Source organism: Nocardiopsis sp. NPDC006139 (genome assembly GCF_040614155.1).
GTDB classification, from domain to species: domain Bacteria; phylum Actinomycetota; class Actinomycetes; order Streptosporangiales; family Streptosporangiaceae; genus Nocardiopsis; species Nocardiopsis changdeensis.
Genome location: NZ_JBEXTT010000013.1, coordinates 143,894 through 170,530, shown reverse-complemented (window position 1 = coordinate 170,530; position 26,637 = coordinate 143,894). Strand labels below are relative to the sequence as shown.

At 73.8% G+C, this 26,637-nt stretch carries 31 protein-coding genes; 16 read left to right on the top strand and 15 right to left on the bottom strand.

Features of this window, described 5'->3' with window-relative positions:
- Window positions 1-35: 35 nt before the first annotated feature.
- The 3 genes from ABZ249_RS19200 to ABZ249_RS19190 all read right to left on the bottom strand — a co-directional run bounded on the left by ABZ249_RS19200 (window position 36) and on the right by ABZ249_RS19190 (window position 1,558).
- Window positions 36-734 (bottom strand): metal-dependent transcriptional regulator, encoded by a 699-nt coding sequence (locus ABZ249_RS19200; protein ID WP_220561295.1) that lies wholly within the window; start codon window positions 732-734, stop codon window positions 36-38.
- A 64-nt stretch (window positions 735-798) separates the two neighbouring features.
- Complete coding sequence (locus ABZ249_RS19195) at window positions 799-1,020, bottom strand: hypothetical protein (protein ID WP_355264509.1); 222 nt, start codon at window positions 1,018-1,020, stop codon at window positions 799-801.
- Window positions 1,021-1,351: 331 nt separating this feature from the next.
- Window positions 1,352-1,558, bottom strand: a complete 207-nt coding sequence (locus ABZ249_RS19190) for a hypothetical protein (RefSeq protein ID WP_355264506.1) — start codon at window positions 1,556-1,558, stop codon at window positions 1,352-1,354.
- A 108-nt stretch (window positions 1,559-1,666) separates the two neighbouring features.
- On the opposite strand from ABZ249_RS19190, the gene ABZ249_RS19185 reads away from it, so the two are divergent.
- From ABZ249_RS19185 to ABZ249_RS19175, 3 genes are all read left to right on the top strand, one after another.
- The gene (locus ABZ249_RS19185) at window positions 1,667-2,584 is read left to right on the top strand and encodes a LysR family transcriptional regulator (RefSeq protein ID WP_355264503.1); all 918 of its coding nucleotides are present in this window, start codon (window positions 1,667-1,669) and stop codon (window positions 2,582-2,584) included.
- A 58-nt stretch (window positions 2,585-2,642) separates the two neighbouring features.
- Window positions 2,643-3,104: a GNAT family N-acetyltransferase gene (locus ABZ249_RS19180; protein ID WP_355264627.1), complete on the top strand. Its 462-nt coding sequence runs from the start codon at window positions 2,643-2,645 to the stop codon at window positions 3,102-3,104.
- Window positions 3,105-3,198: 94 nt separating this feature from the next.
- The gene (locus tag ABZ249_RS19175; protein ID WP_355264500.1) at window positions 3,199-3,618 is read left to right on the top strand and encodes an SgcJ/EcaC family oxidoreductase; all 420 of its coding nucleotides are present in this window, start codon (window positions 3,199-3,201) and stop codon (window positions 3,616-3,618) included.
- A gap of 54 nt (window positions 3,619-3,672) precedes the next feature.
- Here the strand turns inward: ABZ249_RS19175 and ABZ249_RS19170 are convergent, their stop codons facing one another.
- On the bottom strand, window positions 3,673-4,683 hold the full coding sequence (locus ABZ249_RS19170) for an alpha/beta hydrolase (RefSeq protein WP_355264497.1): 1,011 nt from the start codon (window positions 4,681-4,683) through the stop codon (window positions 3,673-3,675).
- Window positions 4,684-4,913: 230 nt separating this feature from the next.
- Between ABZ249_RS19170 and ABZ249_RS19165 the strand changes: the two genes are divergently transcribed.
- The 4 genes from ABZ249_RS19165 to ABZ249_RS19150 all read left to right on the top strand — a co-directional run bounded on the left by ABZ249_RS19165 (window position 4,914) and on the right by ABZ249_RS19150 (window position 6,832).
- On the top strand, window positions 4,914-5,513 hold the full coding sequence (locus ABZ249_RS19165; protein WP_355264494.1) for a molybdopterin-dependent oxidoreductase: 600 nt from the start codon (window positions 4,914-4,916) through the stop codon (window positions 5,511-5,513).
- A 3-nt stretch (window positions 5,514-5,516) separates the two neighbouring features.
- A complete protein-coding gene (locus ABZ249_RS19160; RefSeq protein WP_355264491.1) occupies window positions 5,517-6,242 on the top strand; it encodes a ferredoxin reductase in 726 nt (241 codons plus the stop codon).
- Window positions 6,239-6,517, top strand: a complete 279-nt coding sequence (locus ABZ249_RS19155; protein WP_355264488.1) for a DUF6510 family protein — start codon at window positions 6,239-6,241, stop codon at window positions 6,515-6,517. The genes ABZ249_RS19160 and ABZ249_RS19155 overlap by 4 nt, the downstream gene beginning before the upstream one ends.
- Window positions 6,518-6,640: 123 nt before the next feature.
- Window positions 6,641-6,832 carry a hypothetical protein gene (locus ABZ249_RS19150; protein WP_355264486.1) on the top strand — a complete coding sequence of 64 codons (192 nt, stop codon included), beginning with the start codon at window positions 6,641-6,643 and terminating at the stop codon, window positions 6,830-6,832.
- A gap of 55 nt (window positions 6,833-6,887) precedes the next feature.
- On the opposite strand, the gene ABZ249_RS19145 is transcribed toward ABZ249_RS19150, so the two are convergent.
- The gene (locus ABZ249_RS19145; RefSeq protein WP_220561304.1) at window positions 6,888-7,910 is read right to left on the bottom strand and encodes an acyltransferase domain-containing protein; all 1,023 of its coding nucleotides are present in this window, start codon (window positions 7,908-7,910) and stop codon (window positions 6,888-6,890) included.
- A 210-nt stretch (window positions 7,911-8,120) separates the two neighbouring features.
- Between ABZ249_RS19145 and ABZ249_RS19140 the strand changes: the two genes are divergently transcribed.
- Window positions 8,121-9,728 carry an AMP-binding protein gene (locus tag ABZ249_RS19140; protein ID WP_220561305.1) on the top strand — a complete coding sequence of 536 codons (1,608 nt, stop codon included), beginning with the start codon at window positions 8,121-8,123 and terminating at the stop codon, window positions 9,726-9,728.
- 58 nt (window positions 9,729-9,786) lie between these two features.
- Here the strand turns inward: ABZ249_RS19140 and ABZ249_RS19135 are convergent, their stop codons facing one another.
- Window positions 9,787-10,077, bottom strand: coding sequence for a 4a-hydroxytetrahydrobiopterin dehydratase (locus tag ABZ249_RS19135; protein ID WP_220561306.1), 291 nt, complete (start codon window positions 10,075-10,077; stop codon window positions 9,787-9,789).
- Between the two features lie 346 nt (window positions 10,078-10,423).
- Here ABZ249_RS19135 and ABZ249_RS19130 point away from each other — a divergent pair, with 346 nt between their 5' ends.
- The 4 genes from ABZ249_RS19130 to ABZ249_RS19115 are packed head-to-tail and all read left to right on the top strand — an operon-like array spanning window position 10,424 to window position 14,006.
- The gene (locus tag ABZ249_RS19130) at window positions 10,424-12,637 is read left to right on the top strand and encodes an ATP-binding protein (protein WP_355264481.1); all 2,214 of its coding nucleotides are present in this window, start codon (window positions 10,424-10,426) and stop codon (window positions 12,635-12,637) included.
- 5 nt (window positions 12,638-12,642) lie between these two features.
- Window positions 12,643-13,059, top strand: coding sequence for a roadblock/LC7 domain-containing protein (locus ABZ249_RS19125; RefSeq protein ID WP_255646597.1), 417 nt, complete (start codon window positions 12,643-12,645; stop codon window positions 13,057-13,059).
- The gene (locus tag ABZ249_RS19120; protein ID WP_355264477.1) at window positions 13,056-13,403 is read left to right on the top strand and encodes a DUF742 domain-containing protein; all 348 of its coding nucleotides are present in this window, start codon (window positions 13,056-13,058) and stop codon (window positions 13,401-13,403) included. The genes ABZ249_RS19125 and ABZ249_RS19120 overlap by 4 nt, the downstream gene beginning before the upstream one ends.
- 24 nt (window positions 13,404-13,427) lie before the next feature.
- Complete coding sequence (locus tag ABZ249_RS19115; RefSeq protein ID WP_220561309.1) at window positions 13,428-14,006, top strand: ATP/GTP-binding protein; 579 nt, start codon at window positions 13,428-13,430, stop codon at window positions 14,004-14,006.
- Window positions 14,007-14,094: 88 nt separating this feature from the next.
- Here the strand turns inward: ABZ249_RS19115 and ABZ249_RS19110 are convergent, their stop codons facing one another.
- The 3 genes from ABZ249_RS19110 to ABZ249_RS19100 are packed head-to-tail and all read right to left on the bottom strand — an operon-like array spanning window position 14,095 to window position 17,060.
- A complete protein-coding gene (locus ABZ249_RS19110; protein ID WP_355264473.1) occupies window positions 14,095-14,904 on the bottom strand; it encodes an ABC transporter ATP-binding protein in 810 nt (269 codons plus the stop codon).
- A gap of 39 nt (window positions 14,905-14,943) precedes the next feature.
- Complete coding sequence (locus ABZ249_RS19105; RefSeq protein WP_355264624.1) at window positions 14,944-16,020, bottom strand: iron chelate uptake ABC transporter family permease subunit; 1,077 nt, start codon at window positions 16,018-16,020, stop codon at window positions 14,944-14,946.
- Between the two features lie 5 nt (window positions 16,021-16,025).
- The gene (locus tag ABZ249_RS19100) at window positions 16,026-17,060 is read right to left on the bottom strand and encodes an iron chelate uptake ABC transporter family permease subunit (RefSeq protein WP_355264470.1); all 1,035 of its coding nucleotides are present in this window, start codon (window positions 17,058-17,060) and stop codon (window positions 16,026-16,028) included.
- 238 nt (window positions 17,061-17,298) lie between these two features.
- On the opposite strand from ABZ249_RS19100, the gene ABZ249_RS19095 reads away from it, so the two are divergent.
- A complete protein-coding gene (locus ABZ249_RS19095; RefSeq protein ID WP_355264467.1) occupies window positions 17,299-18,240 on the top strand; it encodes an ABC transporter substrate-binding protein in 942 nt (313 codons plus the stop codon).
- 57 nt (window positions 18,241-18,297) lie between these two features.
- On the opposite strand, the gene ABZ249_RS19090 is transcribed toward ABZ249_RS19095, so the two are convergent.
- The 6 genes from ABZ249_RS19090 to ABZ249_RS19065 form a co-directional block, all read right to left on the bottom strand.
- Window positions 18,298-18,561 (bottom strand): LapA family protein, encoded by a 264-nt coding sequence (locus ABZ249_RS19090; protein WP_220561314.1) that lies wholly within the window; start codon window positions 18,559-18,561, stop codon window positions 18,298-18,300.
- Window positions 18,562-18,809: 248 nt separating this feature from the next.
- Window positions 18,810-19,730 (bottom strand): SPFH domain-containing protein, encoded by a 921-nt coding sequence (locus ABZ249_RS19085; RefSeq protein WP_355264463.1) that lies wholly within the window; start codon window positions 19,728-19,730, stop codon window positions 18,810-18,812.
- 104 nt (window positions 19,731-19,834) lie between these two features.
- Window positions 19,835-20,602, bottom strand: coding sequence for a TSUP family transporter (locus ABZ249_RS19080; RefSeq protein ID WP_355264460.1), 768 nt, complete (start codon window positions 20,600-20,602; stop codon window positions 19,835-19,837).
- A gap of 359 nt (window positions 20,603-20,961) precedes the next feature.
- Window positions 20,962-21,597, bottom strand: coding sequence for an alpha/beta hydrolase (locus tag ABZ249_RS19075; protein WP_355264457.1), 636 nt, complete (start codon window positions 21,595-21,597; stop codon window positions 20,962-20,964).
- A complete protein-coding gene (locus tag ABZ249_RS19070; protein ID WP_355264454.1) occupies window positions 21,594-22,544 on the bottom strand; it encodes a ring-cleaving dioxygenase in 951 nt (316 codons plus the stop codon). Before ABZ249_RS19070 ends, ABZ249_RS19075 begins: the two co-directional genes overlap by 4 nt.
- Before the next feature lie 33 nt (window positions 22,545-22,577).
- Window positions 22,578-23,867, bottom strand: coding sequence for an MFS transporter (locus tag ABZ249_RS19065; protein WP_355264451.1), 1,290 nt, complete (start codon window positions 23,865-23,867; stop codon window positions 22,578-22,580).
- 70 nt (window positions 23,868-23,937) lie between these two features.
- On the opposite strand from ABZ249_RS19065, the gene ABZ249_RS19060 reads away from it, so the two are divergent.
- The 3 genes from ABZ249_RS19060 (at window position 23,938) to ABZ249_RS19050 (ending at window position 26,633) form a co-directional block, all read left to right on the top strand.
- Window positions 23,938-24,876 (top strand): LysR family transcriptional regulator, encoded by a 939-nt coding sequence (locus ABZ249_RS19060; RefSeq protein ID WP_355264448.1) that lies wholly within the window; start codon window positions 23,938-23,940, stop codon window positions 24,874-24,876.
- 51 nt (window positions 24,877-24,927) lie between these two features.
- A complete protein-coding gene (locus tag ABZ249_RS19055) occupies window positions 24,928-25,719 on the top strand; it encodes an SDR family oxidoreductase (protein ID WP_355264445.1) in 792 nt (263 codons plus the stop codon).
- A 215-nt stretch (window positions 25,720-25,934) separates the two neighbouring features.
- Window positions 25,935-26,633 carry a GntR family transcriptional regulator gene (locus ABZ249_RS19050; protein WP_355264442.1) on the top strand — a complete coding sequence of 233 codons (699 nt, stop codon included), beginning with the start codon at window positions 25,935-25,937 and terminating at the stop codon, window positions 26,631-26,633.
- The last annotated feature ends 4 nt before the right edge of the window (window positions 26,634-26,637 follow it).

The following is a 26,637-nucleotide window of genomic DNA, read 5'->3' as shown; positions in this document are numbered from 1 at the left end:
TGGGACCCGCCCCCAGGGCGGGCCCCACAAGGGGGTCAGGACTCCGCCGGCGCGATCCACAGGGCCTCGGCGGCCACCAGCCCCAACGACCGGTCCCGCCCCCGGCCCCCCGGACCCGAACGCACCGTGATGCGCAACGACCCCGCGAAGGGCAGCCGCTCCTCGACCCGCACCGTCATCCCGATCCCGATCTCGATATCGGCCAGGTACCGCAACAGGTCGGGGTCGGTGTCGTTGACCCGCACCACCGTGCCCTCCACACCCTCCTCGGCCTCCGACAGCAGCACCGAGGGCCGCTCCACCACACGCCCGTCACTCGTGGGGATCGGATCACCGTGCGGATCGACCACCGGATCGCCCAGATACGACGCGATACGGTCCACGAACTTGTCCGACACCACGTGCTCCAGGATCTCGGCCTCGTCGTGCACCTCGTCCCAGGAATAGCCCAGCGCCGCCACCAGGTACGTCTCCAGCAGACGGTGGCGGCGCAGCACCGACAGCGCCGCCTTGGTCCCCTCCTCGGTCAGGCGCACCGACCCGTACCGGCGGTGGTCCACCAACCCCAGATCGCCCAGCTTGCGCAGCATCCCCGACACCGAGGAGTTGGAGACCGACAACCGCTCCGCCATCCCGGAGATGGTCACCGGACCGGTACCGCGCTCCTGCAGGTCGTAGATGACCTTCACGTAGTCCTCAACCGACGTGGACGGTCGTGTCGGGGTGTCGTTCATGGTCGTAACCGTATCGCGGACCACCCCCGCGCCACGATTTCCGCACCACCCCCCACCACGGCCCTCACCGGCCGGGGGAGGCGAAGGACAGGCCCCGGGCGGCCAGCTCCTCCTCCAGGATCCGCACCGCCTTGGGGCCCACCCCGTGGATCTTCAGCAGATCCGCCGCCGTCACCCGCGTCAGGTGCTCGAACCGGGTGTAGCCGTGCAGCGCCAGCTCACGCGGCGCCACCTTGCCCATCCGCCGGGGGAACTCGGTCGCAGGCACCCCCTCCTGCCCGTCCATGGCGACCCTCCCGCCGCATCGACGACACGTCCGGGACGAGCCTAGAGCCTGCTTCGGACGCTCTCCCGTGCGGAACACCCGGCGGGGTTCTCCAGGCCCCGCGGGAGCGGTCCCCGAGCAAGGCCTGCGGCCGTCGAGGGGGCGGCGGGTGACGGGCGGGCGAGGACCGCAACGGAGGTTCCGGAGACCCCGCCCTCGGGCGTACCGGGTACGGTGGCCGGGCCGCGGCCGCAGGCCGCCCGTTGAGGACCTCTGAGGACCTCCTGCCACCCGACGGGCGGGCCGCAGCGCAACGGGGGTCGAAGCACGGCCCGGACGCCGACACCGGCCCTCAGGCCGGGCAGCCGTCACCGCCCGGCACCAGGTCCGGACGCCCGCGCGAGACCACGCGCACCCCCGCCACGCCCACCTCGCGGACCTGCAGGGAACCGCACGCACAGCGCACCCACACCGTCGACCCGGCCGCCGTGGCATGCCGGGACACCACACGGAAGGGCTGGGAGTCGGGCCAGCCGCAGTGCGGGCAGGTGCTCGTCATCGTCGTCCTCGATTCCTTCTCCTCGGAGACCGGACCCCTCCAGCCTCCCTCTCCACACCATCAATGTCCACGTTGAATTTCTGGACAAGACCATGAAGCATGGACTACATGATCGACCTACGGCGCCTGCGCGTCCTACGCGCCGTCGCCCACTACGGAACCGTCACCGCCGCAGCCGAAGCCCTCCACATGACCACCTCGGCCGCCTCCCAACAGATCCGCCTGCTCGCCGGAGAACTCGGCGTCCCCCTGCTCGAACCCCGCGGCCGCGGCGTACGGCTCACCCCCGCCGCCCACGACCTGCTCACCCACGCCGACGACATCACCGCCCGCTGGGAACAGGCCGAGATCCAGATCCGCGGCCTGGGCACCGAACCCGCCGGACTCCTGCGCGTCGCCTGCTTCCCCGTCGTGATGTCCCGCCTACTGGCCCCCATGGCTGCCCGCCTCTCAGCCGACCACCCCCGACTGGACGTACGCCTCACCGAGACCGAACCCGGACCCGCCCTGGACCTGCTCTTCCAGGGCGAGGTCGAACTCGCCGTCATCGAAGCCGCCCCCGGCGTCCCCCCGCCCACCGACACCCGCTTCGACCAGACACCCCTCCTGGACGACGTCCTGGACCTCGTGGTCCCCCACGGCCACCCCCTGGCCGACCTCACCGAGGTACCCCTGGCACAGGCCGCCGACCAGACCTGGGTCCTACCGCCCCCCGACACCACCTGCCACGCACACGCCATGTCCGCCTGCGGCGCCGCCGGCTTCACCCCCCACGGCCCCCACCGGGCCCGCGAGTGGAGCGCGGTCGCCGCCCTGGTCGCCCACGGCCTGGGAGTCGCACTCATCCCCCGCCTGGCCGACCTGCCCGCCCTGCCCATCACACGCGTCCCCCTGAAGGGTAAGCCGTCCCCCGCGCGCAAAATCCTCACCTGCACCCGCCGCGGCTCGCGCACCCACCCCGCCGTCACCGCCGCCCTGACCCTCCTGACCGGCCTGGCCGCCGACCTCGCCCGCCCCCGCCCCTGAACCGCACCCCCCGCCGCCCGCACCGCAGTGCGCACCATCACACCCGAAAGGCACCGCCATCACCCACACCATCACCCCGGGCACCACCGCCGACCACCCCGCCTGCGCCGACCTGTGGACCGCCGCCCTCGCCCACCGCGACGGCACCGCACCCGACCCACAGGCCCGCGCCCGCGCCCACCGCGCACTCCGGCACACCCCCAGCCTGCTCCTGCTCCTGCATGCCCCCGGCCATTCCCCGGGCGGCTACACCCTCACCCACCTGCCCACCGGCACCGACCGCACCGCCCACCTGGCCTACCTCGCCATCGCCCCCGCCCTCCAGGGCGGCGGCCGGGGACGCCTGCTGCTGGACACCACCCTGGAACACCTGGCCCGGACCGCCGACGCCGTCACCCTGCAGGTCGCGCCCGCCAACACCGCCGCCCGCGCCCTGTACGAATCCACCGGCTGGCAGCCCCTGGGCCCGGACCGCTTCGACTCCGGCCGCCCCGCCCTGCGCTACCGCAAGACCCTGTGACCCCACCCCTTGACCTCAACATTGGTCGAGGTTGTCGAATGGTCGGCGACACCCCGCCCCCACGGGCCCCACCCGACCACCACCGGAGCACCCCATGACCACCATGACAGTCGGCCCCATCACCGACACCGACCGCACCGACGCCACCGCCACCGTCCACGCCCTACAGGACGCCTTCAACACCAACGACCCCCACGCCCTGGGCGCCCTCTACACCGACCACGCCTCCTGGACCAACGCCGCCGGCACACGCCTGGACGGCCGCACCCAGATCACCGCCTTCGCCGAAAAAGCCATGACCGGCCCCCTCGCCGACTCCCGCGCCCGCTACGACGTCGTCAAACTCCTGGCCCTGTCCCCCGACCTCATCGCCGCCAACGTCCACCAGACCCCCGTCGACACCACCGGCCACCCCGCCCCCGGCCCCCACGGACGCGCCCTGTACATCCTCGCCCGCACCCCCCACGGATGGCGCATCGCCGCAGGCCAGAACACCGCCATCGACCCCACCTGAACCACACGCGAAAGGCGGGGCCCCACCGGGCCCCGCCCCCGCACACCACGACCGTCAGCGCACCGCCGCCCCCGTCCGCCCCGCCTGCTGACGCGGCACCGACGGCCGGACCCCCAGCACCCCCGCCAGGAAATCCGACACCAACAGCAGCGCCGCCCGGTTCGCATGCGTATCACGCATGCTGTCCACCATCATGAAATCGTGGATCATCCCCTGGAAGCGCACCGCCGTCACCGGCACCCCCGCCTCCCGCAACCGGCGCGCGTACGCCTCACCCTCATCACGCAGCACATCCGCCTCACCATTGAGCACCATCGCCGGCGGCAGACCCCGCAACTCCTCCAACGACGCCCGCAACGGCGAGGCATAGATCTGCGCCCGCTCCTGCGGATCGGTCGTGTACTGGTCCCAGAACCAGATCATCCCGTCCCGGTTCAAGAAATACCCCGTCGCGAACTCGTGGTACGAACCGGTGTCGAAATCCGCGTCGGTCACCGGGTACAGCAGCGCCTGCCCCTTGAGCTCCACACCCCCGCGGTCCTTGCACATCAGCGCCAGCACCGCCGACATGTTCCCGCCCACCGAGTCCCCGCACACCGCCATACGCGACCCGTCCAGGCCCCTGCCCGCCCCGTGCTCCACCACCCACCGCGCCGCCGCGTAGTTCTGCTCGATCGCCGTCGGATACTTCGCCTCCGGCGCCCGGTCGTACTCGGGGAAGACCACCGCCGCCCCCGTCCGCACCGCCAGCTCCCGCACCAGCCGGTCATGGGTGTTCGCACTGCCGAACACCCAGCCCGCCCCGTGGATGTAGAAGACCACCGGCAAAGTCCCGGTCGCCCCCGCCGGGCGCACGATCCGCACCGGCACCTGCCCCGTCGGACCGCCCTCCACCGTGACCCACTCGTCGGCGACCTCCGGCTTGGGCACCCCCTCACCGCTCTGCACACCCTCCAGGACCTCCCGGCCCTGCTCCGGCGGCAGCTCGTAGATGAACGGCGGATTCGCGTTGGCGTCGGCGAACTCCTGGGCGGCCTGCTCCAGGACCACCTTCTTCTCGGACATCCATCCCCCCATGGAAGAACCCCGGACCGCGCTCCCGCGGCCCGGGGCCACCCTTTTCCACCGCACCGCCCCCGCAAACGGCCGATTCCCCCACCCTGACCAGGCCATCACCCACCCATGCCCCACCGCCCCCGCACCCGCCCATCCCTTTACCCCCACCCGCCCCTGACCAGGCACACCCCCGGGTACGACGCCCGGGACGACACCACCACCGGCGAGGGACCACGCACATGAACCTCATCACCAGGGGCTTCCACGGACGACGCGGCGGCGACCCCGACCGCATCCCGCCCGGCCAGTACCAGACCCACGACTTCCCCGTCCTCACCGTGGGCCCCACACCCCGCGTCGACACCGACACCTGGACCCTCACCATCACCACCGAGACCGGCACCCGCCACACCTGGACCTGGCGGCAGCTCCTGGACCTGCCCCAGGAGAACCCCCACACCGACATCCACTGCGTCACCCGCTGGACCAAACTCGACACCGACTGGACCGGCGTCAGCCTCGACACCCTCCTCCACGACGTCGAGACCACCGCCGACTACGCCCTGGCCCACTCCCACGGCGGCTACACCACCAACCTCCCCCTCCAAGACCTCACCGACGGCCAGGCCTGGATCGCCCACACCTTCGACGGCCGCCCCCTCACCCCCGAACACGGCGGCCCCGCCCGCCTCCTCGTCCCCCACCTGTACTTCTGGAAATCCGCCAAATGGATCAGCGGCCTCACCCTCCACCACGAAGACGAACCCGGCTTCTGGGAACAGGCCGGCTACCACGACTACGGCGACCCCTGGCGCGAACAGCGCTACCAGGGGGACTGACCCATGGCCCCCTGGACCCCGGCCACCCTGGAAACCGACCGGTGGGAGACCCCCACCGCCCGCACCCTGGTCCTCTCCGTCCCCGGCTGGACCGGCCACCGCCCCGGACAACACGTCGACCTGCGCCTGCGCGCCCCCGACGGCTACACCGCCGAACGCTCCTACTCCATCGCCTCCGCCTCCGGCCCCGACCGCCTGGAGATCACCGTCCAACTCGACCCCGACGGAGAGGTCTCCCCCTACCTCGTCCACGACTTCACCCCAGGCGACCAGGTCGAACTGCGCGGCCCCCTCGGCGGCTGGTTCGTCTGGGACACCACCTCACCCGACCCCGTCGTCCTCATCGGCGGCGGCTCCGGCATCGTCCCCCTGGCCGGCATGGTCCGCGAACGCCGCCGCACCGGAAACAGAGCCCTCTTCCGCCTCCTGTACTCCCTGCGCACCCCCGACGACCGCTACTACCGCACCGAACTGGGACCCGCCGCCGGACCCGGCGTCGACGTCTTCCTCGCCTACACCCGCACCGCACCCCCCGGATCGGCCCGCGGACCCAAACGACTCAGCATCGCCGACCTCAACACCCACGGCCTCCCCGCCGAACTCACCCCCGTGTGCTTCGTGTGCGGACCCACCCCCTTCGTCGAGACCGTCGCCGACGGCCTCCTCGCCCTGGGCCACGACCCGCACCGGATCCGAACCGAACGCTACGGCAGCGGAGGCGGACGATGAACCCACCCACCACCCGCACCCACCTGGACGCCAACGTCCTCGCCGGCCCCCTCTCCGAGGTCTTCGCCGTCGACATCACCGCCGCCGAACGCCTCTGCGCCCACTGCGGCGACCGCGGCGCCTTCGCCCGCCTGCACGTCTACACCGACGGCCCCGGCCTCATCGCCTGCTGCCCCGCCTGCCAGACCCTGGTCCTGCGCCTGGTCCGCACCCCCCGCGGACTCGTCCTGGACCTGGGCGGCACCGGCTGCATCACCCTGCCCGCCCACGACTGAACCACCCACCCGACCGGCCCACAGCGCCCCGCCGCACACCCCCAGGACGACCACACCCGAAACAGGGACAAAGACCCCGTGTCGTCCCCGCACCCACCACCACCGGGAACCTATCCTGCGCCCATGCACATCCGCATCCTGTGCCGCACCTGCATAGGCACCGGCCGCCGCACCCTCATCACCGCACGCCTCGAAGACGACCACACCCTCACCCCCACCCTCCTCACCCACCCCTGCACCGACTGCGACAGCCACGGCCACACCACCCAGACCGCCACCGTCCACCCCGACACCACCCACCCACCCCCCACATGACCCCACCCCACAAAAAAAGGGGGCGCCGACCACACCGCCGACACCCCCCGCACACTCACCCCGCCAACGGCAACCACCCCGTCCGCACCTGCCAGCCCCCACCCGCCTCCAAACGCTCCACCACCGCACGCTCCAAACGCGTCCTCCGCGACGCCCGCGCCACATCCACCTCAGGCAACCCGAACACGAACCGGAACACATCCGACTCCCCCGGCACACCCCCACCCACCAACGTGAACCGCCGCTGGAACCCCACGATGTTCGACCCCTCCCCCAACACCTCACCCCACCGCGGATCCAACAACCACGACGTACACGTCGCCACCACCGGATCCATCCCCAAATGCGCCCGCGCGAAAGGCCGCGCCCGCCCCAACGCATCCGACACCGACACCGGATCCAACCCACCCGACGGAATGTGCAACCGCAACACCGGATCCCCCACCCCGAAACCGGGACCCAACCCCGCCGCCTCCTCCCGCGAATACCACTCCACCCCGCCCTGAGGCCCCAACACCGCAGGCTCCAACTGCAACCCGCCCACCCAGAACAACCGCCCACGGAACTGCGCCGCCACCCACGACGCCGTCTCCACACCCACCCGACCGAACATCCGCCGCGAACGCCCCACCTGCACACCCACATCCGCCAGCGTCGCCCGCGTCACCGCAGGATCCACACCCAACGCACCATGAGCCGCATACTGCGCCGGCACCCGCGCCGCAAAAGCCACCAACGACGCCACCCGCACCCGCACATCGTCATAACCCACCAACGAAGGCCAATCCACCCACGTCCCCACAGGCAACCCCGCATCCGCCGCCAAACGCCGGTACATACCCACCACCAGCGCCCACGCCTCCGCAGACCACCCCTCACCCGACGGCCCCGGCCACACCGCCGCCACATCCGCCCGATCCAACGGCTCCAGACCGAACTCGTCCCACACCCGCTCCGCATCCGCCCCCTGCGGCACCCGCAACGGCTCCAACGGCTCCGGCAACCCCCGCGCCGCGATCAACCAACGACGGTCATCCTCCGCCAGACCCAACCGGTCGGCCACCATGTCAGCGTTCATCCGCACATCATGGCCGAACACCCACCCCCGACGCGAGTGCCCGGAAAACCCACCACGAACACAACGACCACAAACGAACCCGAACCCCCACACCACGCGTCCCACCCAGGGAAAACCCCCTTCACCCCCACAAGAAGGTCTGGACAGTGGGCATAGTGTTGACATGTCCCGCCCCTAGCACCGCACCCACCGAGACGAGGACGACCTCCGATGCCCCACCCGGCACACCGTGTACGTGAGTGGCTCACCGCCTACGACTCCCCGACCACCTCGGTACCCCACGTGCTGTGCGACCGCCACCACCCCGACCGCACCGCCATCACCCAGATCGGCCCCGACCTCACCCCCACCACCCTCACCTACGGCCAACTCCGCGAACGCTCCCAAGCCCTCGCCAACGGACTCGCCGCCCACGGCATCCGCCCCGGCGACCGCATCGCCACCCTCATCCCCAAAGGCATCGACCTCGCCGTCACCGCCCTCGCCACCTGGCGCCTGGGCGCCGTCCTCGTCCCCCTCTTCACCTCCTTCGCCCCCTCCGCCATCCGCGAACGCCTCACCTCCTCCCACACCCGCCTCGTCATCGTCGACGACCACCACCGCACCAAACTCGACACCGACGACACACCCCCCTGGACCATCGCCACCACCGGCACCCACCCCCTCCGCGACGGCGACACCACCCTCACCGCCCTCTCCACCACCGACGCACCCCCCACCCCCGACACCGCCGTCGGCGGCGACGGCCTCCTCGCCATCGTCTACGTCTCCGGACTCGTCGGCCCACCCCGCGGCGTCCCCGTACCCGTCCGCGCCCTCGCCGCCATGCACGCCTACCACCACTACGGCCTCGGCGTCGACGACCACGACACCTACTGGAACACCGCCGACCCCGGCTCCGCCTTCGGCCTCTACCACGGCCTCATCTCACCCCTGCTCGCCGGACACGCCTCCATCGCCCTCCGAGCCGGATTCTTCGACCCCGAACTCACCCTCGACGTCCTGGGCATGTACGAGGTCACCAACCTCGCCGCCGACCCCACCACCTACCGCACCCTGCGCGCCGCCACCAAGACCCTGCCCCCCGAGATCGTCGTCCAACGCCTCACCAGCTTCGGCGAACCCCTCGCCCCCGACGTCATCGACTGGGTCACCGACCTCTTCGGCATCCCCGTACGCGACCACTTCGGCCAGACCGAACTCGGCTGGTGCGTCGGCATCCCCAACGGCGACACCGGCCAGGACACCGGCGACGCCACCCCCGGCGCCATCGGCCCCGCCCTGCCCGGCTGGAAGGTCACCGTCCTGGAGGCCATCTCCGACGAACCCGCCCCCCTGGGCGCCTACGGCCGCATCGCCGTCGACCTCGAACACAGCCCCCTGGCCTGGTTCACCGGCTACCTCGACAACGACGCCGCCTCCCAGGTCCGCTTCACCCCCGACAAGGCCTTCTACCTCACCGGCGACACCGGCATCCTGGACCGCCGCGAATGGCTGTTCTTCTCCACCCGCGACGACGGCGCCATCCTCAGCCGCGGCTACCGGATCGGCCCCACCGAAGTGGAGGCCGTCCTCAACGAGCACCCCGCGGTGGACGAGTGCGGCGTGTACTCCATCCCCGACGAACTCGCCGGACAGCTGATCGGCGCCCGCGTCGTGCTCGCCCCGGGCACCGAGGCCTCCGAGGAGCTGGCCGCCGAACTCAAGGACTGGGTGGGCACCCGGTTCGCCACCCACGCCGCACCGGACGTGGTGGACTTCGTGCCCGAGCTGCCGCGCACCGCCTCGGGCAAGATGCGCCGGTCCCGGCTGCGCTGACCGGACCGGGGTCCCCGGACCCCGGGGACCCGCCGGGGCGGAGCCGGCGCTCCGCCCCTCAGCCCTGCGGCACCAGCTCGTCGATGCGCGCGGCCAGCGCCATGTCCTTGTCGGTGATCGCCCCGACCGAGTGGGTGGACAGGGCCAGGTGCAGGGTGTCGTAACGGATGTCCATGTCGGGGTGGTGGCCGACCTGCTCCGCCGCCTGCGCGATGGTGTTCACCAAAGACACGACGGCCGGGAAGTCCGCCAGACGCAGGGTGCGCCGCAGCACCGGCCCCTGCGAATCCAGCTGCCAGCCGTCCAGGCGCTCCAGGCCGTCGCGGATCTGTTCCTCGGTGAGCTTCACGGTGACCCTCCCCGGTAGGCGTCCGGTGTGCACGCCGCACCTACCCGCCCCGGACCGGCTCCAACCAGGCTGTTCACCAGCAGAGGGGTGCGGCGGAGCCGCACGCCTTCTTGTTGTTATGGGCCTTTGGTCAAAAGAACCCCCGCCTTTACGACGTAGATTCTTCATGGGAACACAGCGTTCCCACTGCTCCGTTACCAACCTGAGCCCCTGCCCCTGACCAGGCACGACGCCCCTCCCCGCCCCCGCGCGCCCCGCCCGCCCCTTGCACTCTCCCCTGGTGACCGGCTTCACTCGGGTGGATCCGGTACCCCCTACCCCCCGACACCGGCCCGGAAGCGAGCCCATGCCCCCCACGAAGCGCCGGTCGCTCCGCGCCCGCATGATCACCCTGGTGCTCCTGCCCAGCACCGTCCTCCTCCTGGTGTGGTCGCTCTTCACCGCCCTGCTCGTGGGCGACATCCGCGCGCTGCGCACCGAGACCGCCCTCACCCGCGAGGCGGGCACCGCCGTCTCGGCGGTGATCGGCGCCCTCCAGGACGAACGCCTGGCCACCGCCGCCTCCGCGAACGGCGCCCAGAGCAGCCTGCTGGCCCTGGAGGACTCCCGCGCCGCCACCGACGCCGCCGTCGACGAACTGGCCGGGGTCCTGCGCGGCTTCGACGCCGACGTGCTGCCCGTCCAGGCCCTGCACCTGCAACGGGACCTGGGGGGACTGGCCCACCACCGCGACATCGTCGACGCGCTGCCGCCCTACCGCCGCGAACTCGTGCAGACCGCCGCCGCCTACCACGACCTGGTCGAGCAGGGCCTGCGCTTCTGGGACTCCCGCGTCGAGCACGCCGAACCCGCGCAGATCCCCCGCCTGCGCTCCCTGACCTCCCTGATGCGCGCCCGCGAGCTGCTGGCCCGCCAGAACACCGTGTTCACCCACGCCGTGGCCACCGACACCTTCACCCCCGGCGCCCACACCGAGTTCGTCGCCGCCGCCGGCGCCCAGCGCCACACCTGGGACCGCATCGGCGCCGAACTCGCCCCCGAGGACGCCCGCACCTACCGGCTCCTGGAGACCTACGACTCCCTCCGGCGCGTGCGCGACCTGCAGAACGAGGTCATCGCCGCACCCCAGCACACCCGCCCGCCGGTCAACGCCTCCGCCTGGCAGGGCGCCGCCGAGGCCTCCGACCAGCGCATGCGCTCCGTCGAACGCGGCCAGCTCCGCCTGCTGGCCGACTACGGCGACGCCCGCTCCGCCGACCTCGCCCGCACCGCCCTGCTGACCAGCCTCCCGATCCTGGCCGTCGCCCTGGCCTCGGCGGCCGTCGCGATCACCGGCGCCGTCCGCATGGGCCGCCGCCTGCACCGCCTGCGCACCACCACCCTGGAGTACGCCCGCGTCCACCTGCCCCGCCTCACCGCCCGCCTGCGCGCCGGGGAGGAGGTCGGACCCGAGCCGGCCCCGGTGCCGCGCACCCGGGGCGACGAGATCACCGACGTCGCCGACGCCTTCGACGACGCCCGCCGCGCCGCCGTGGCCGCCGCCGTCCAGGAGGCGCGGCTGCGGGCCGGGGTGAGCGCCATGTTCGGCACCATCGCCCGCCGCACCCAGTCGCTGGTCCACCGCCAGCTGGCCGTCCTGGACCGGCTGGAACGCGACGAGACCGACCCCGACGCCCTGGCTGCGCTGTTCCGCGTCGACCACTTCAGCGCCCGGCTGCGCCGCAACGCCGAGAACCTCATGCTGCTCAGCGGCGGCGCCCCCACCCGGCGCCCCCGCGCCCCGATGCGGCTGCACGAGGTGGTGCGGGCCGCCGCCGGGGAGATCGAGGACTACACCCGAGTCCAGCCGCGCGGCCTGCCCCCGGTGGCGCTGCGCGGCGACACCGCCGCCGACACCGCGCGGCTGCTGGCCGAGCTGCTGGAGAACGCCACGGCGTTCTCCCCGCCCGACACCGAGGTCGAGGTCGGCGCGGTCCTGGGCGACGGCTGCCGCATCGAGGTGACCGACCGGGGGCTGGGCATGGGGGAGGCCGCCCTGGAGGAGTGCAACGCCCTGCTGGCGGACCCGCCCCGGTTCGACGTCGCCGGTCTGGTGGAGGACTCGCCGCTGGGCCTGTTCGTGGTCGCCACCCTGGCCGCCCGCCACGGGCTGCGGGTGGAGCTGTCCGCCGCACCGGGCGGCAGCGGCGTGCGCGCGACCGTGCACGTGCCCGCCGACGCCCTGGTCGAGCCCGGCCCCGCGCCCGCTCCCCCGCCGCCCGCCGCCGTCACCGCTCCCCCGTCACCGGAGGACACGGCGCCCGGCGGCACGGTGTCCGAGAGCACGGTGCACGCGCCCCCCGCGAACGGGGACGGCCCGCACGGGGGCACCGACGCCGACCACTACATGGGGCTCCCCCGCCGCCGGCGGCGCGCCGTCGACCCGGCACCCGGACCCGCGACCACCACCGATGACGACGACCGCTCCCCCGAGCGGGTCCGTTCGCTGATGAGCGCCTTCCAGGCCGGAACCCGGCGCGCCCGCGCCGCCGGACCGGACGGCGACACCGAGGAAGGATGAGGATGATGTCCGCCCAAGCCGAGGAGAACGGGACCGGCACCCTGGACTGGCTGCTGGCCGACCTGGTCGAGAGGATCGCGCATTCGCGCAGCGCACTGCTGCTGTCGGCCGACGGGCTGCCGCTGGCGGCCTCCCCGGGCATCGACCGCGAACACGGCGAGCGCCTGGCCGCCATCGCCTCGGGGTTCGCGTCCCTGGCCCGGGGCGCCCGCGCACCCCTGGGGGCGTCCAAGGTGCACCAGACCGTGGTCGAACTGGACACCGTGTTCTTCTTCGTGGTCGACGCCGGGCAGGGCGCCTCCCTGGCGCTGGCCGCCGGAACCGACTGCGACATGGGCCAGGCCGCCTTCGAGATCAACCGGCTGGTGCGCCGGGTCGGCCCCCACCTGGCCGCGCTCCCGCGCCGGGGCGGACGCGGGTGATCCCCGACCACGGCGAGGGGCCGGACCTGATCCGCCCCTACGCGCTGACCGGGGGCCGGACCCGCCCCTCCCGGTCGGACCTGACCCTGACCACCTCCGTGGTGGCGGTGTCCGAGGTGGTCGAGGACGATCCGGAGTCCCGGCGGATCCACGCCCTGTGCGGCCGGCCGGCGACGGTGGCCGAGGTCGCCTCCCGGTCGGGGCTGCCGCTGGGCGTGGTCCGGGTGCTGCTGGCGGACCTGGTGGACCGGGGATACGTGCTGGCCCGCTCCCCCGCACGGGGGCGGGACCGGCCCGACGAGGCGACACTGCGCGCGGTACTGGCGCGCATCAAGGAACTCTGAGGCGCATTGAACGGAACGACGACGATGGACGCACCGGGAGTGTTCGGGCAGGCGCCCGACACGCTCAAGATCGTGGTGGCCGGCGGTTTCGGCGCGGGCAAGACCACGCTGGTGTCGGCGCTGAGCGAGGTCGAGGCGCTGCACACCGAGGAGGAGATGACCGTCGCCGGGACCGGCGTGGACGATCTGGAGGGGGTGGAGGCCAAGACCACCACGACGGTCGCCCTCGACTTCGGCCGCATCACCCTGGACCCCGCCACCGTGGTGTACCTGTTCGGTACACCGGGGCAGCGGCGTTTCTCGCACATGTGGGAGGAACTGGTGGAGGGGGCGCTGGGCGCGGTGGTGCTCGCCGACACCCGCCGCCTCACGGACTGCTTCGACGTCATCGACTTCTTCGAGGCGCGGCGGGTCCCGTTCGTGGTGGCGGTGAACTGCTTCGACGGACAGCGCTCGCACCGCGCCGAGGACGTGCGCGTGGCACTGGACGTGGCCGACCCGGTCCCGGTCATGCTCTGCGACGCCCGCGACCGCTCCTCCGTCAAGGAGGTGGTGGTGGAGCTGGTCGAGCTGGTGCTGCGCCTGGAGCTGTCGGGCGCCTGACCGGCGGGGCCCGCGGGCCCGGCCCCGGGGGACCCGGAGGGGGCGGGCGGGAGCGCTGCGGCGCCCCCGCCCGCCGTGCCGCGCGGGGTCAGCCGCCGTTGCGGCGCCGGTCCACCGGCACGATCAGCGGGGTGTGCGTCTCGGGGTCGGGGATGATCCGCACGGGCAGCCCGAACACGTGCTCCACCAGCTCGGCGGTCACGATCCGGGAGGGCTCCCCCTCGGCGACGATCTCCCCGTCCTTCATCACGATCAGGTGGGAGGCGTACCGGCAGGCGTGGTTGAGGTCGTGCAGGACCGCCACCAGGGTGTGCCCGCCCTGGGCGTGCAGCCGCGCGCACAGGTCCAGCATGTCCATCTGGTGGGCGATGTCGAGGTAGGTGGTGGGCTCGTCCAGCAGCAGCAGCGGCGTCTGCTGGGCCAGCACCATCGCCAGCCACACCCGCTGGCGCTGCCCGCCCGACAGCTCGTCCACCGACCGGTCGGCCAGCTCGGCGACGCCGGTGGCCTCCATCGCCTCCGCCACCACCCTCTCGTCGTCCTTGGACCACTGGCGCAGGAACCCCTGGTGGGGGAAGCGGCCGCGGGCCACCAGGTCGGCCACGCCGATCCCGTCGGGGGCGATGGAGGTCTGCGGCAGCAGCCCCAGGCGCCGCGCCACCTCCTTGGCCGGGTAGGACGAGATCGCCTGCCCGTCCAGCAGCACCCGCCCCTGGGCGGGCTTGAGGGTGCGCGACAGCGCGCGCAGCAGCGTGGACTTGCCGCAGGCGTTGGGCCCCACGATGACGGTGAACGAGTTGTCGGGGATGGTGACGGCGAGGTCCCGGGAGATGACGCGCTGGTCGTAGGCGAGCGTCAGCTCCTGGCCGCTGAGGCGGTCGATGTGGTGGACGGTCATGTTCTTCCTCGTGGGGATGGGTGCGCGGGTCGGGCGGGCTCAGGCGCGGCCGCGCCGCCACTCGGTGTACAGAAGCCAGATCAGGTAGCCGCCGCCGATGACGGCGGTGACCACGCCGACCGGCAGCTGCGTGGGGGCCAGGGCGCGCAGCGCCACCAGGTCGGCCACCGCCAGCAGGGCGGCGCCCATGAGCGCCGCGCCGACGAAGGTGGTCCCGCCGGTGCGGGTGAGGCGGCGGGCCAGCTGCGGGGCGGCCAGGGCCACGAACCCGATGGGGCCCGAGACGGCGATCGCCGCGCCGGTCAGCGCGCTGGCGGCGGCCAGCGCCGCCATCTGCGTGGCCTGGGTGTTCACGCCCAGGGCGCGCGCGGTGTCGTCGCCCAGCTCCATGAACCTCAGCCGGCCGCCGAGGTACACCAGGACCGGGCCCAGCAGCGCCAGGCTCGCCCACACGGCGGTCACCTCGCTCCAGCCGCGGGCGTTGAGGCTGCCGATCATCCAGATCTGGGCGCTCATGGCGTCGGTGAGCTCGGCGCGGGTCAGCAGGTAGTCGCGGACCGCGGTCAGCATCGCCGAGATGCCGATGCCGACCAGCACCAGCCGGTACCCCTGGACCCCGTTCCTCATGGCCAGCAGGTACACGACGGCGCCCGTGAGCAGGCCGCCGGCGACGGCCCCCGCGGACACCATGATCCGGCCGCCGCCCACCAGCAGGATCACCGCGACGGCGCCGGTGGCGGCGCCGCTGGTGAACCCGATGATGTCGGGGCTGCCCAGGGCGTTGCGGGACAGGCTCTGGAAGACCGCACCGGCCAGGCCCAGGGCGGCGCCCACCCCCAGGGCGGTCAGCGCCCGGGGCAGGCGCACGCCCTGGACGAAGAACACGTCCAGGCGCTCGCCGACGCCGGCGATGGCGGCGGGCACCGCGGCGATGGGAATCTCGTAGTCGCCCACCGACACCGACACGACCAGGGCGGCCGCGGCGGCCGCGACCAGGACCAGCGCCACGACGAGCGTGCGCGGGCGCACCAGGAGCGAGACGCGGTCGCCGAAGCGCAGGGCGAAGGAGCCGCGCGGGGTGAGCCGGCCCCCGGTGCGGGGGCGCGGCGGGGTCAGGGTGCTCACAGGGCTGCCATCTTTCTGCTGCGGACCAGGGCGATGAACAGGGGGGCTCCGACGAACGCGGTGATGATGCCGACCTCCAGCTCGGCACCGGGGACGACGACCCGGCCCAGGGTGTCGGCGGCGGTGAGCAGGATCGCGCCGAACACCGCCGAGTAGGGCAGCAGCCACCGCTGGTCGGGGCCGGTGACCAGGCGGGCCACGTGCGGGATGATCAGCCCCACGAACCAGATGGGCCCGGCCGAGGCGGTCGCCGACCCGCACAGCAGGATCACGGCGATCGCGGTCAGGGTGCGGATCGTCGGGATGCGCGCGCCCAGGGAGGCCGCCAGGTCGTCGCCCAGGGCCACGGCGTTGAGGGAGGGGCCCAGCAGCAGGGTCAGCGCCACGCCCCCGATGAGGAACGGGGCGACCTGCCAGAAGATCTCCAGGTCGCGGCCGACCAGGGAACCCACCTGCCAGAACCGGATGCGGTCGAACACGAAGTCGTTGAGGACGATCACGCCGAAGATCAGGCCCTGCAGGACCGCGGCCACGGCGGTGCCCGCCAGCGCCAGCCGCACCGGGGTGGCGCTGGCCGGTCCGCGCGAGCCCAGCATGTAGACGGCGACCGAGGCCAGTGCGGCGCCCAGGAAGGCGGGCCAGATCAGCGCCGACCCGGCGGCCCCGAACGCGAACACCGCGACGACCACCGCGGCGGCGGCCCCGGAGTTGACCCCCAGGATGCCCGGCTCGGCCAGGGGGTTGCGGGTGAGCGCCTGCATGAGCGCCCCGGCCAGGCCCAGCGCCGCCCCCACGAACACGCCGATGACGGTGCGCGGTACGCGCAGGGTGCGGATGACGTTGTGGTCGTAGGTCCCGTCGTAGGCGGTCAGCGCGGCCCAGACGTCGGCGGCGGGGATGGGCTTGGCGCCGACGGTGATGCTGAGCAGGACGCACACCGCCAGGGCTCCCAGGGCCGCGAGCAGGCCGACGGGCCGGACGATACGCCGGGTCAGGGTGGGGGGTGCGAGGGTGGGCGCGCGCAGGGCCACGGCTTCCCCGTTCGTCGTGTAGGTGATCGTGGGCGTCGTCCGGGGGCGTCCCGGCGTGGACCGTTCCCACCACCGCGGATCGACCAGGACAGGTTAGCCTTACCTGGGTCGTCCTCGCACGGAAGGGTCCCCCATGTACTTCTCCCGCAGCCTCCGCCCCGGCCGCCGGACACCCTCGGCGCGCCCGTCCGGAACAACGGTCACCCTAGCGGCATCGGCGCTGGTCCTCGTCCTGGGGGTGACCGGTTGCACCGGCGCCGGGCCCGCTCCGGCCCCCGAGGGGGCCGGGACCCGGACGGTGGAGGGCGCCGACGGGACCGTCGAGGTGCCCGCGGACCCGCAGCGGATCGCCGTCCTGTGGCGTCCGACACTGGCCGCCGTGACCCTGCTGGGCCATCATCCGGTGGCCACCATGGGCACCCCCGGCGCCCCCGGACAGGGCCTGGCCCCCTTCCTGCCCGAGGACGTCGGGGGCGACACGATGAACCTGGTCACCAACTCCCCCGCCGAGGACGACGTCAACCTGGAGGCGCTGGCCCTGGCCGGACCCGACCTCATCATCGGGGTGTCCACACAGGTCGGCGCGCAGGACGAGATCGAGGAGGAGCTGTCGGCGATCGCGCCCACCGTCCTGCTGGAGTGGGAGGGCACCGGGTCCTGGCGCACCCACCTGCACGACGTGGCCGCCGTCCTGGGCCGGGAGGCCGAGGCCGAGCGGGCCGACGCCGCCTACGACGCGGCGGTGGAGGAGGCCAGGACCGCGATCGGGGAGGCGGGGGTGGACCCGGCCACCGAGGTGTCCCTGGTCCGGCTGCAGAGCGACACGGAGGTCCGCCTGGAGACCGCCGCGTCCTTCCCCGGACAGGTCATCGGCGACCTGGGACTGGCCCGGCCCGAGGGGCAGGCCGAGCCCGAGGGCGGGACCGACTTCGTCCCGCTGTCGTACGAGAACCTGGACCGGGGCGACGGCGATGTGGTCTTCGTGCTGGCCGGGTCCGGGTTCCCCGACGCCCCCGACACGTTCTCCGACGGGGTGTGGGCCGGCCTGGAGGCGGTGCGCGGCGGCCGGGTGTACCGGTTCGACTACGACGTGTGGGGCGCCGCCAACCTGCACGCCGCCCACCGCATCGTCGAGGAGGCCACCGCGGCGCTCACCGGCCGGACCGAGCCCGCCCTGTAGGCGCCCGCGGGCCCCGGGGTCCTCCTCCGGGGCCCGCCGCGTCGGCGTCCGGCGCCGTCAGCGGCCCCTGCGGGCGGCCCGGCCGGTGCGGGTGCTCCCCGAGGGGCGCAGCAGCCAGCCGATGAGCCCGCCCACCACCACGGCCGCCGTCAGGGTCACCCACAGCGGGGAGGTCACGGAGACGAGCAGCAGCCTGATCTCGGTGGGCTCCCGGTTCTGCACGATGAACACCACGACCCCGACCAGCAGGACCAGGGCCACCCACAGCTTCGGCGAGGCCAGCGGCCCCCGCCCGTTCTCCACCGTCGTCGGATCGGTCATGGCGTCCCCCTTCGTCCGCGGCCGGCCCGGCCGCGTCTGAGCCCGGCCCCGCCCGGCTCCCGGCCGCCCGCGTCCGCCGGGGGCCCGCCGGGCACGGACGGCCGGACCCGCGCGGGGCCTCCCCTGCCACGTCACCGGCGGCGGGCGCGAACAAACCCCGCGGAAGGTGAGCAGTTCTTTACCCTCCGTGCCCCCGGCGGGCGCGCTGCGGTCCGGTCGGGGCGGGCGCCCCGACCGGACCGCGGGGCTCAGTTGCCGCCGCGCGGGGCGACGTTGACGCCGCTGCCGTAGGGGATGGGCAGGAAGTCGACCTTCCCGTCCTTGAGGGCCTGGTAGAGGATGTAGCCGTCGGGGCCGAGCACCTCCACCAGCGCCTCGATCGCCTCCAGCTCCTTGTCCACCCGCTCGTTCTCCTGCTCCTGGGCGGTGGTCATCTCCACCGCCTCCTGGGCCAGGGTCAGCGCGTTGCGGACCTCCTCGGGCGGGGTGGGCTGCTGGATGGTCAGCTGCGGGGTGCCGCACTCCTCCTCGCCGGTGTAGACGGGCGAGCAGAAGAACTCGCCGCCGCCCTGCTCGTCGATGTAGGCCGCGGTCAGGTCGCCGACCTTCTGCTCCCACTCGGCTTTGGCGTCGGCGCTGGTGTACAGGTCGCGCCAGGCGTACTCCTTGGTGGCGTCGTCCAGGGCCCGGTTGAGGGGCTGGCCGATGTAGTCGCGCAGCAGGTCGATCCAGCCGGCGTCCTCGTAGGCGGTGTACTTCAGGCCCAGCCGCTCGTGGAACTCCTGGAGCTGGTCGCACTCGATGTTGAGGCTGAAGGTCACCAGCCCGGTGACGGTGAGTTCGAGGTCGTCCTTGGACACCACCGTGGAGGAGGCCATCTCGGCGGCGTCGGAGCCGGAGAACTCGAAGGTGCGCTGCCCCGCGGGGTAGAGGTAGGTCTCGTCGCCCGGGCCGTGGTACTCGCGGTTGCCGGGGTCGATGCAGCTGTCGAAGGTGGTGGAGGAGAAGGCGCCCGCGTCGTACTCCAGGCCCGCGCGGTCGGGTCCGGCGTTGGCCGAGCAGGCGGTCAGGGCGAGGGCGACCGCGGCCGCGGTGAGGGCCGTGAGGGTGCCGGTCCTCCACCCGCGGGTGCGGCGGGGCTGCGTGCGGCTGGTCGTGCGAGGGGACATGGGCGCACCATTCGTCTCAGAGGGGGAATCCGTCCTCACCTCTCGGACGGTCGCGGAGCGCCCGCGGATCCCGGTGACCTGCACAGGCCACCGGGATCGGGGCCTCACGCGAAGATGTCCCAGCCCATGCGCAGGAGCAGGCCGGCGATGACCACCAGCAGGACCGCGCGGACGAACCCCGAGCCGCGCTGCAGCGCCATGCGCGCGCCGATCTGGGCGCCGATGACGGTGGACACCGCCAGCCCCAGGCCCAGCAGCCAGTCGACGTGGCCGCCGATCGCGAACACGGTGAGGGCGCCGAGGTTGGTGCAGACGTTGACGATCTTGGCGGCGGCGGAGGCGGACACGAAGTCCATGCCCAGCACGGCGGTCAGGGAGATGATGAGGAACACGCCGGTGCCCGGCCCGATGAGCCCGTCGTAGAAGCCCACCCCCAGCCCGGCCAGGGCGATGGCGGCCAGCAGCCGGTTGCGGGTGCGCAGGCCCGGGACCTCGGCGGCGCCCATGGCGGGCCGCAGGTACACCAGCAGCGCCACCCCGGCCAGGACGACCATGATGACGGGCTTGAGGACGTCGGTGGTCAGGGCGGCGGCCAGGGCCGCCCCGCCGCCCGCGCCCAGCAGGGCCAGGGTCGCGGTGGGCAGCACGACGGCGCGGTCCACGGGCACCTTGCGGGCGTAGGCGACGGCGGCCGAGGCGGTGCCGAAGATCGCGCCGAGCTTGTTGGTGCCCAGCAGGGTGGCCAGCGGGGTGGTGGGCGCGGCGACCAGCAGGGCGGGCAGGAGCAGCAGGCCGCCGCCGCCGACGACGGCGTCGACCCAGCCGGCGGCGACGCCGACCAGGAGGAGCAGGCCGAGGATCTCGGGGTCCACGGGTCACCGCCCCCGCAGCACAGGGATGATCATGGGTTCTTTTCGAGCGGGGATGTGCGGGATGAAGGGGGAGAAAGGGGGTGTCCGCGACGAATTCTAGCGGGGTGCGGGCGTCCGGGGACGCACCGCACCCCGCCTGACGGCGACGCCCGGGTCCGGGGGCGCCGCCGTGGTCCAGGGCGTGTTCGGCGGATCATTCCGGGTCGCGGCCGTGAGGCTTCCTCTCGCTGCGCCGCCTGCGCTTGGACAGCCGACCCCGGGCTGACCCGCGCTGGTCGTCTTGCGAGAGATCGCCTCGCGGCCGCTCCCGGCATTCGGCGCAAGCGCCGAAACGCTCGAAAGCATCCACCGAACACGCCCTAGTGCGGCCCGTAGCGGTCCTCGAACCAGGCGCGGGCGCCCTCCACCACCCGCGGGGGCACGCTGTGCCCGCCGGGGTGCTCCAGCAGCTCCACCCGCGCGCCCAGGGCGGCGAGGTGGTCGGCCAGCAGCCGGGCCTGGTCGGGGGTGCTGATCGGGTCGGCCGCCCCCGCGCCCAGGAACGCCGCCCTCCCCGCCAGGTCGACCCGGTCGGGGTCGCGGCCCTGCAGCGGGTAGCCGGCGCCCAGCAGCACCGCGCCGTCCAGCACGTCCGGATGCAGGAGCATCAGGGCGGCGGCGATGTTGGCGCCGTTGGAGAAGCCGACGGCCACCACCGGGGAGCCCAGGCCGTGGTGGTCCAGGGCGGCGGGCACCCAGGCGGCCAGCTCGGCGGCGCGGGCGATGACGTCCCCGACGTCGAAGACGCCCTCGCGCAGCCGCCGGAACCAGCGGTTCATCCCGTTCTCGTCCACCCTGCCGCGCGGGGAGAGCAGGGCCGCGCCCGGGGCCAGGGTCCGGCCCAGCGGGAGCAGGTCGTGCTCGTCGGCGCCGGTGCCGTGGAGCAGCAGCAGGGTGGGCGCCTGGGGGCGGCGGGCGGGTTCGACGACGTGGACGAAGTCGGCGACCGCGCTCACCGGTCGGTGTCCAGGGGAGGCAGGGCCGCGGCGATGGCCTCGCGGTCCGGCTCCAGCCACGGCGGCAGCCGCAGGGAGCGGCCCAGTTCGAGCAGGGGCTCGTCGTAGTCGAAGCCGGGTCCGTCGGTGGCGATCTCCAGCAGCACCCCGCCGGGTTCGCGGAAGTAGATGGAGGTGAAGTAGTTGCGGTCGCGGACCTCGGTCACGCCCACGCCCTGGGCGAGGAGGTCCTCGCGCCAGGAGGCCTGGACGGGGCCGTCGGGTGCGCGGTAGGCGACGTGGTGGACGGTGCCGGCGGCCACGTGCCCGCGTTCGGCGGACGGCCGCGCGAGCACGTCGACGATGGTGCCCACCGCCTCGCCCGCCGCGGCGGTGCGGAAGCGCACCCGGTCGGCGGTCTCGCCCTCCAGCCGGAAGCCCAGCCGGTCGGTGAGCATCGCGGCGGTGTCCTCGACCCGGTTCTCGGTGAGGGTGACCGCGCGGATGCCGCGCACGGCGTGCTCGGTGGGGATGCCGCCCCCGTCCCAGGGGTCGGTGTCGTGGTGGTCGGGGGCGGCGGCCAGTTCGATGACCAGGCCGTCGGGGTCGCGCAGGGACAGCACGTCCTCGGCGCCGCGCTCGGCGGGCCGGGTGAAGTCGACGTCCAGGGCCTTGAGGTGTCCGGCCCACCAGCCCAGCGACCCCTCCGGGACGGAGAAGGTGGTGACGGTGGCCTGCCCGGCGCCCTGGCGCCCGCGCGGGGCCCCGGGCCAGGGGAAGAACGTCATGACGGTGCCGGGGTTGCCCGCCCGGTCCCCGTAGTAGAGGTGGTAGGTGGTGGGGTCGTCGAAGTTGACGGTGCGCTTGACCAGGCGCATGCCCAGAACGTTGCGGTAGAAGTCGGCGTTGGCGGCCGGATCCGTGGCGATGGCGGTCACGTGGTGGATCCCCGCGGGGCGTACGTCCATTCGGCACCTCTTTCGAGACCAGGTGGTTGAACCTTAAACCACTTTGGGCGGCCTTCCCCCTCCACGCTCCCCCGCACCGCTCCCCGTTCCGGTCAAGGACACCCCGGCCCCGGGCAATACCTCTTTCCCCGGCCGCAGCCCCAGCCCCGCGACCAGCGCAGACGCGCACAGGAACCCGGCGAACACCAGCGCCGCGCCCCACCCCCAGCGGTCGTAGAAGAGTCCGCCGGCCCAGCCCAGCACGCTCGCCCCCACGTAGTAGGCCAGCGTGTACACCGAGGACGCCTGCGCCCGCCCCTCGCCGGCCCGCCGGGCCGCCCAGGCCGAGGCGGTGGCGTGCGCGCAGAAGAACACGAACGTGAACACCACCAGCCCCACCGCGACCACCGGCAGCCAGGGCGCCGCCAGCACCGCCGCCGCGGCGCCCATCACCGCGACCGAGACCGCCAGCACCCGGTAGGGCCCCCACCGGCCCGCGCCCCGCCCCGACCAGGCCGACCCGGCCATCCCCGCGGTGTAGGCGACGAACAGGGACGACGCCACCGCCTGGGAGAGCCCGAACGGCTCGCCCGTCAGCCGGAACCCCAGCAGGTTGTAGACGGTCATGAACGCGCCCATGAGCAGCAGCGCCTGCGCATACAGCGCCGCCATCCCCGGGGTGGCCAGCGCCGCCCGCCACCGGGAGCGGCCGCCGACCCCGCCGGCCCCGGCCCGGGGCGCGCCGCGGGTCCGGCGCGGCAGCGCGCACACGAACACCAGCCAGGCCAGGACGCCCACCGCGGTGGAGGCCGCCACCCCCCACTGCCAGCCCCCGGCGGCGGCCGCCCACCCCGAGACCAGGCGCCCGCCCATCCCGCCCAGCGGGTTCCCGGCGATGTACACACCGATCGCCCGGGCGGCGTCGGCCGGGTGCAGCACCTCGGACAGGTGGGCCACCGCCGCCGCGGGCACCCCGCCCAGCGCCGCCCCCTGCACCGCCCGCAGGGCCACGAGCAGCCACAGGTCGCCGGCGAAGGGCGCCGCGCAGCCGACCAGGGTGGCCACCGCCAGGGACACCGCGATCACCCGGGTGCGCCCGAACCGGTCCCCCAGCCCGCTCCACACCAGCGCGAACCCCGCCAGCGCGCCGGTGGCCGCCGACACCGTCAGCGACACCCGCGCCGCCGACTCCCCCAGGTCCGCCGCCAGCTCCGGCAGCACCGGCTGCACCGACCACAGCTGCGCGAAGGTCGCCACCGCCACGGCCACCATCGCCACCACGGTGCGCCGGTAGGCGGAGGTCCCCGCCCGGGGGCGGTCGTCGTCGGAGTGCGCGGAGTCCATGGAACCCACGCTAGAAACCGGTGACCCATACGTCCAATGCATGAACAGGCGCTGTTCCATACTGGAACGCATGGAACCCGAGGACGCCGACCGCATCACCCGGCTGCTGGCCCCCCGCCTGCACATGCTGGCCGCCCTGGCCCGCACCGAGCACGTCACCCGCGCCGCCGAATCCCTGGGCATGCCCCAGCCCACCCTGAGCAGGGCGATCGCCCGCCTCCAGGAGGACACCGGGCTCACCCTGGTCGAACGCACCGGGCGCGGGGTGCGGCTGACCCGCACCGGCCGCCTGCTGCTGCCGCACGTGGAACGCGCCCTGGCGGACCTGGCCCGCGGGGTGGGCGAGATCACCGACGCGGGACAGGGCCGGGTCGGCCTCACCTTCCTGCCCACCCTGGGCGTGGAGGTGGTGCCCGCGCTGCTGCGCGACTTCCGCCGCGCCCACCCCGGCGTGCGCTTCACCCTGGTCCAGGAGCCCTGGGCCGACTCCCTGCGCCGCGTGGCCGAGGGCGGTGCCGACCTGGCGCTGACCTCGCCGCTGCCCGCCGACCCGCGCCTGGCCTCGACCGTGCTGCACACCCAGGCGCTGCGCCTCGTGGTGCCCGAGCACCACCGGCTGGCGGCCGCCGACCGCGAGATCGCCCTGGCCGAGGTGGCCGCGGAGGAGTTCGTGCTCCTCAAGCCGGGCCGGGGGGTGCGCCACCTGACGGACCTGATCACCGACCGGGCGGCGCTGACACCCGAGGTCGCCTTCGAGGCCGACGACATCGCCACCGCCCGCGGACTGGTCGGCGCCGGGCTGGGGGTGTCGGTGCTGCCCGCGCGCCCGCGCGGCCCCCTGCCGGGCACGGTGGAGCTGGCCCTGGCCGACCCGGACGCGGTGCGGCCGATCGGGGTGGTGCACCCGGCCGGGGGCTCCGGCGGCGGCTACACGCCCCCGGCCGTGGCGACGTTCCTGGACCACGTGCGCCGCCACGGGCCGCGGCTGATCCCCGACCTGACCGGCTGACCCGCGAAAACCCCTTGCCGGGGGGCGGGGGCGGCCGCCACGCTGGCCGCCATGACACGAGAGCGCTCTTCCGAACGAACCGCCGAACGACCCGTGGCCCTGGTCACCGGTGTGGGCCGCACCCGCGGCATCGGCGCGGCGGTCGCCCTGCGCCTGGCCGGGGCCGGCTGGGACGTCGCCTTCACCCACTGGGCCCCCTACGACGCCCGCATGCCCTGGGGCGCCGAACCCGGCGCCGCCGAGCGAATCGGCGCCGCCCTGGCCGAACGCGGGGCCGCCCACCTGGCGCTGGAGGCCGACCTCGCCGACCCCGAGGTCCCCGACCGCGTCGTGGAGCGGGTGAGCGCCGAACTGGGCGCGCCCGCCGCCCTGGTCCTGTGCCACTGCGAATCGGTGGACACCTCGCTGCTGGACACCGGTGTGGAGTCCTTCGACCGGCACTTCGCGGTCAACGCCCGCGCCTCCTGGCTGCTGGTGCGTGCCTTCGCCCGCGCCTTCACCGCGCCCCGCGGGTCCGGCCGGATCGTCGCGCTGACCAGCGACCACACCGTCGGCAACCTGCCCTACGGCGCGAGCAAGGCGGCGCTGGACCGGATCGTCGTCGCCGCCGCCCGGGAGCTGGCCCACCTGGGCGTGTCCGCCAACGCGGTGAACCCGGGGCCGGTCGACACCGGGTGGATGACCCCGGAGCTGAAGCGGGAGACGGCCGGGTACACGCCGCTGGGCCGCACCGGCACCCCCGAGGACACCGCCGACCTGGTCGAATTCCTGTGCTCGCCGCGCGGCGGGTGGGTCAACGGGCAGCTGCTGCACAGCGACGGCGGGATCTCCGCGCCCTCCTGAGCACGCGGGGCGGCCGCCGCGTTCCGGATCAGGACGGTATCCGGACCGCGGCGGCCGCGCGCCCCATAGTCGGCCGTAACTTGTCCGAATGTCAACAAAACGGGGGCGGGGCGCCACCGCCCGCAACCGTACCGAGACCCGGACGGTTCTCACTCTCTACTGCGTGCGCCCTACACTTTCCCAGCACCCGACCATCCCGTCATCCGAGGAGGCGCATGCGCAGGGCCCGGCGGCGCGGGCTCGCCCACGAGGCGGCCGACCGTATCCGCGAGTCCATCCTCCAGGGCACCGTGCCCCCCGGCGCACCGCTGCGCGAGGTCGACCTGGCCACCCGCCTGGACGTCAGCCGCGGCTCCGTCCGCGAGGGGCTGGCCCTGCTGGAGCGCGACGGCCTGGTCGTCAGCGAATGGCACCGCGGCGCCCGCGTCATCGAGCTCACGCCGACCGACGTCGACGAGGTCTACACCGTGCGCGGCGCCCTGGAGCGCCTGGCCGCCCACCGCGCCGCCGCCCGTGTCACCGACGCCCGCCTGGCCGAGCTGTCCGGCCTGGTCGACGCCCTGGACCGGGCGCTGTCCGACGACACCGACGCCGTCGAGCTGCTCCGCCTGGACCTGGGCTTCCACGACCTCCTCTACGAGACCGCCGCCAACACCCGGCTGGCGGGCGCCTGGCAGGCCCTGCGCTCCCCGGTCCACCTGTTCCAGCTCACCCGCATCCGGCGCTGCCACCCGCACTACCGCCGGGACTCGGTGGAGGAGCACCGCGCCCTGGTCGACCTGCTCCGGCGCCGCGAGGCCGACGCGGCGGCCGCCTGCGCCGAGGCGCATGTGGCCGCCTCCCGCGACGCGCTGATCGCCATGCTCGACACGGGCCCCTCCGGCACCGACGACGACTTGGATAGGCTAACCTAACCTC

Bases quoted from the DNA above. Each gene is read 5' to 3' on its own strand.
- ABZ249_RS19125 (WP_255646597.1), top strand. From the start codon at position 12,643: ATGTCCGCCCAAGCCGAGGAGAACGGGACCGGCACCCTGGACTGGCTG.
- ABZ249_RS19165 (WP_355264494.1), top strand. From the start codon at position 4,914: ATGAACCTCATCACCAGGGGCTTCCACGGACGACGCGGCGGCGACCCC.
- ABZ249_RS19115 (WP_220561309.1), top strand. From the start codon at position 13,428: ATGGACGCACCGGGAGTGTTCGGGCAGGCGCCCGACACGCTCAAGATC.
- ABZ249_RS19050 (WP_355264442.1), top strand. From the start codon at position 25,935: ATGCGCAGGGCCCGGCGGCGCGGGCTCGCCCACGAGGCGGCCGACCGT.
- ABZ249_RS19085 (WP_355264463.1), bottom strand. From the start codon at position 19,730: ATGTCCCCTCGCACGACCAGCCGCACGCAGCCCCGCCGCACCCGCGGG.
- ABZ249_RS19170 (WP_355264497.1), bottom strand. From the start codon at position 4,683: ATGTCCGAGAAGAAGGTGGTCCTGGAGCAGGCCGCCCAGGAGTTCGCC.
- ABZ249_RS19145 (WP_220561304.1), bottom strand. From the start codon at position 7,910: ATGAACGCTGACATGGTGGCCGACCGGTTGGGTCTGGCGGAGGATGAC.
- ABZ249_RS19090 (WP_220561314.1), bottom strand. From the start codon at position 18,561: ATGACCGATCCGACGACGGTGGAGAACGGGCGGGGGCCGCTGGCCTCG.
- ABZ249_RS19195 (WP_355264509.1), bottom strand. From the start codon at position 1,020: ATGGACGGGCAGGAGGGGGTGCCTGCGACCGAGTTCCCCCGGCGGATG.
- ABZ249_RS19150 (WP_355264486.1), top strand. From the start codon at position 6,641: ATGCACATCCGCATCCTGTGCCGCACCTGCATAGGCACCGGCCGCCGC.
- ABZ249_RS19185 (WP_355264503.1), top strand. From the start codon at position 1,667: ATGATCGACCTACGGCGCCTGCGCGTCCTACGCGCCGTCGCCCACTAC.
- ABZ249_RS19060 (WP_355264448.1), top strand. From the start codon at position 23,938: ATGGAACCCGAGGACGCCGACCGCATCACCCGGCTGCTGGCCCCCCGC.
- ABZ249_RS19200 (WP_220561295.1), bottom strand. From the start codon at position 734: ATGAACGACACCCCGACACGACCGTCCACGTCGGTTGAGGACTACGTG.
- ABZ249_RS19160 (WP_355264491.1), top strand. From the start codon at position 5,517: ATGGCCCCCTGGACCCCGGCCACCCTGGAAACCGACCGGTGGGAGACC.
- ABZ249_RS19175 (WP_355264500.1), top strand. From the start codon at position 3,199: ATGACCACCATGACAGTCGGCCCCATCACCGACACCGACCGCACCGAC.
- ABZ249_RS19130 (WP_355264481.1), top strand. From the start codon at position 10,424: ATGCCCCCCACGAAGCGCCGGTCGCTCCGCGCCCGCATGATCACCCTG.
- ABZ249_RS19110 (WP_355264473.1), bottom strand. From the start codon at position 14,904: ATGACCGTCCACCACATCGACCGCCTCAGCGGCCAGGAGCTGACGCTC.
- ABZ249_RS19140 (WP_220561305.1), top strand. From the start codon at position 8,121: ATGCCCCACCCGGCACACCGTGTACGTGAGTGGCTCACCGCCTACGAC.
- ABZ249_RS19190 (WP_355264506.1), bottom strand. From the start codon at position 1,558: ATGACGAGCACCTGCCCGCACTGCGGCTGGCCCGACTCCCAGCCCTTC.
- ABZ249_RS19155 (WP_355264488.1), top strand. From the start codon at position 6,239: ATGAACCCACCCACCACCCGCACCCACCTGGACGCCAACGTCCTCGCC.
- ABZ249_RS19065 (WP_355264451.1), bottom strand. From the start codon at position 23,867: ATGGACTCCGCGCACTCCGACGACGACCGCCCCCGGGCGGGGACCTCC.
- ABZ249_RS19070 (WP_355264454.1), bottom strand. From the start codon at position 22,544: ATGGACGTACGCCCCGCGGGGATCCACCACGTGACCGCCATCGCCACG.
- ABZ249_RS19055 (WP_355264445.1), top strand. From the start codon at position 24,928: ATGACACGAGAGCGCTCTTCCGAACGAACCGCCGAACGACCCGTGGCC.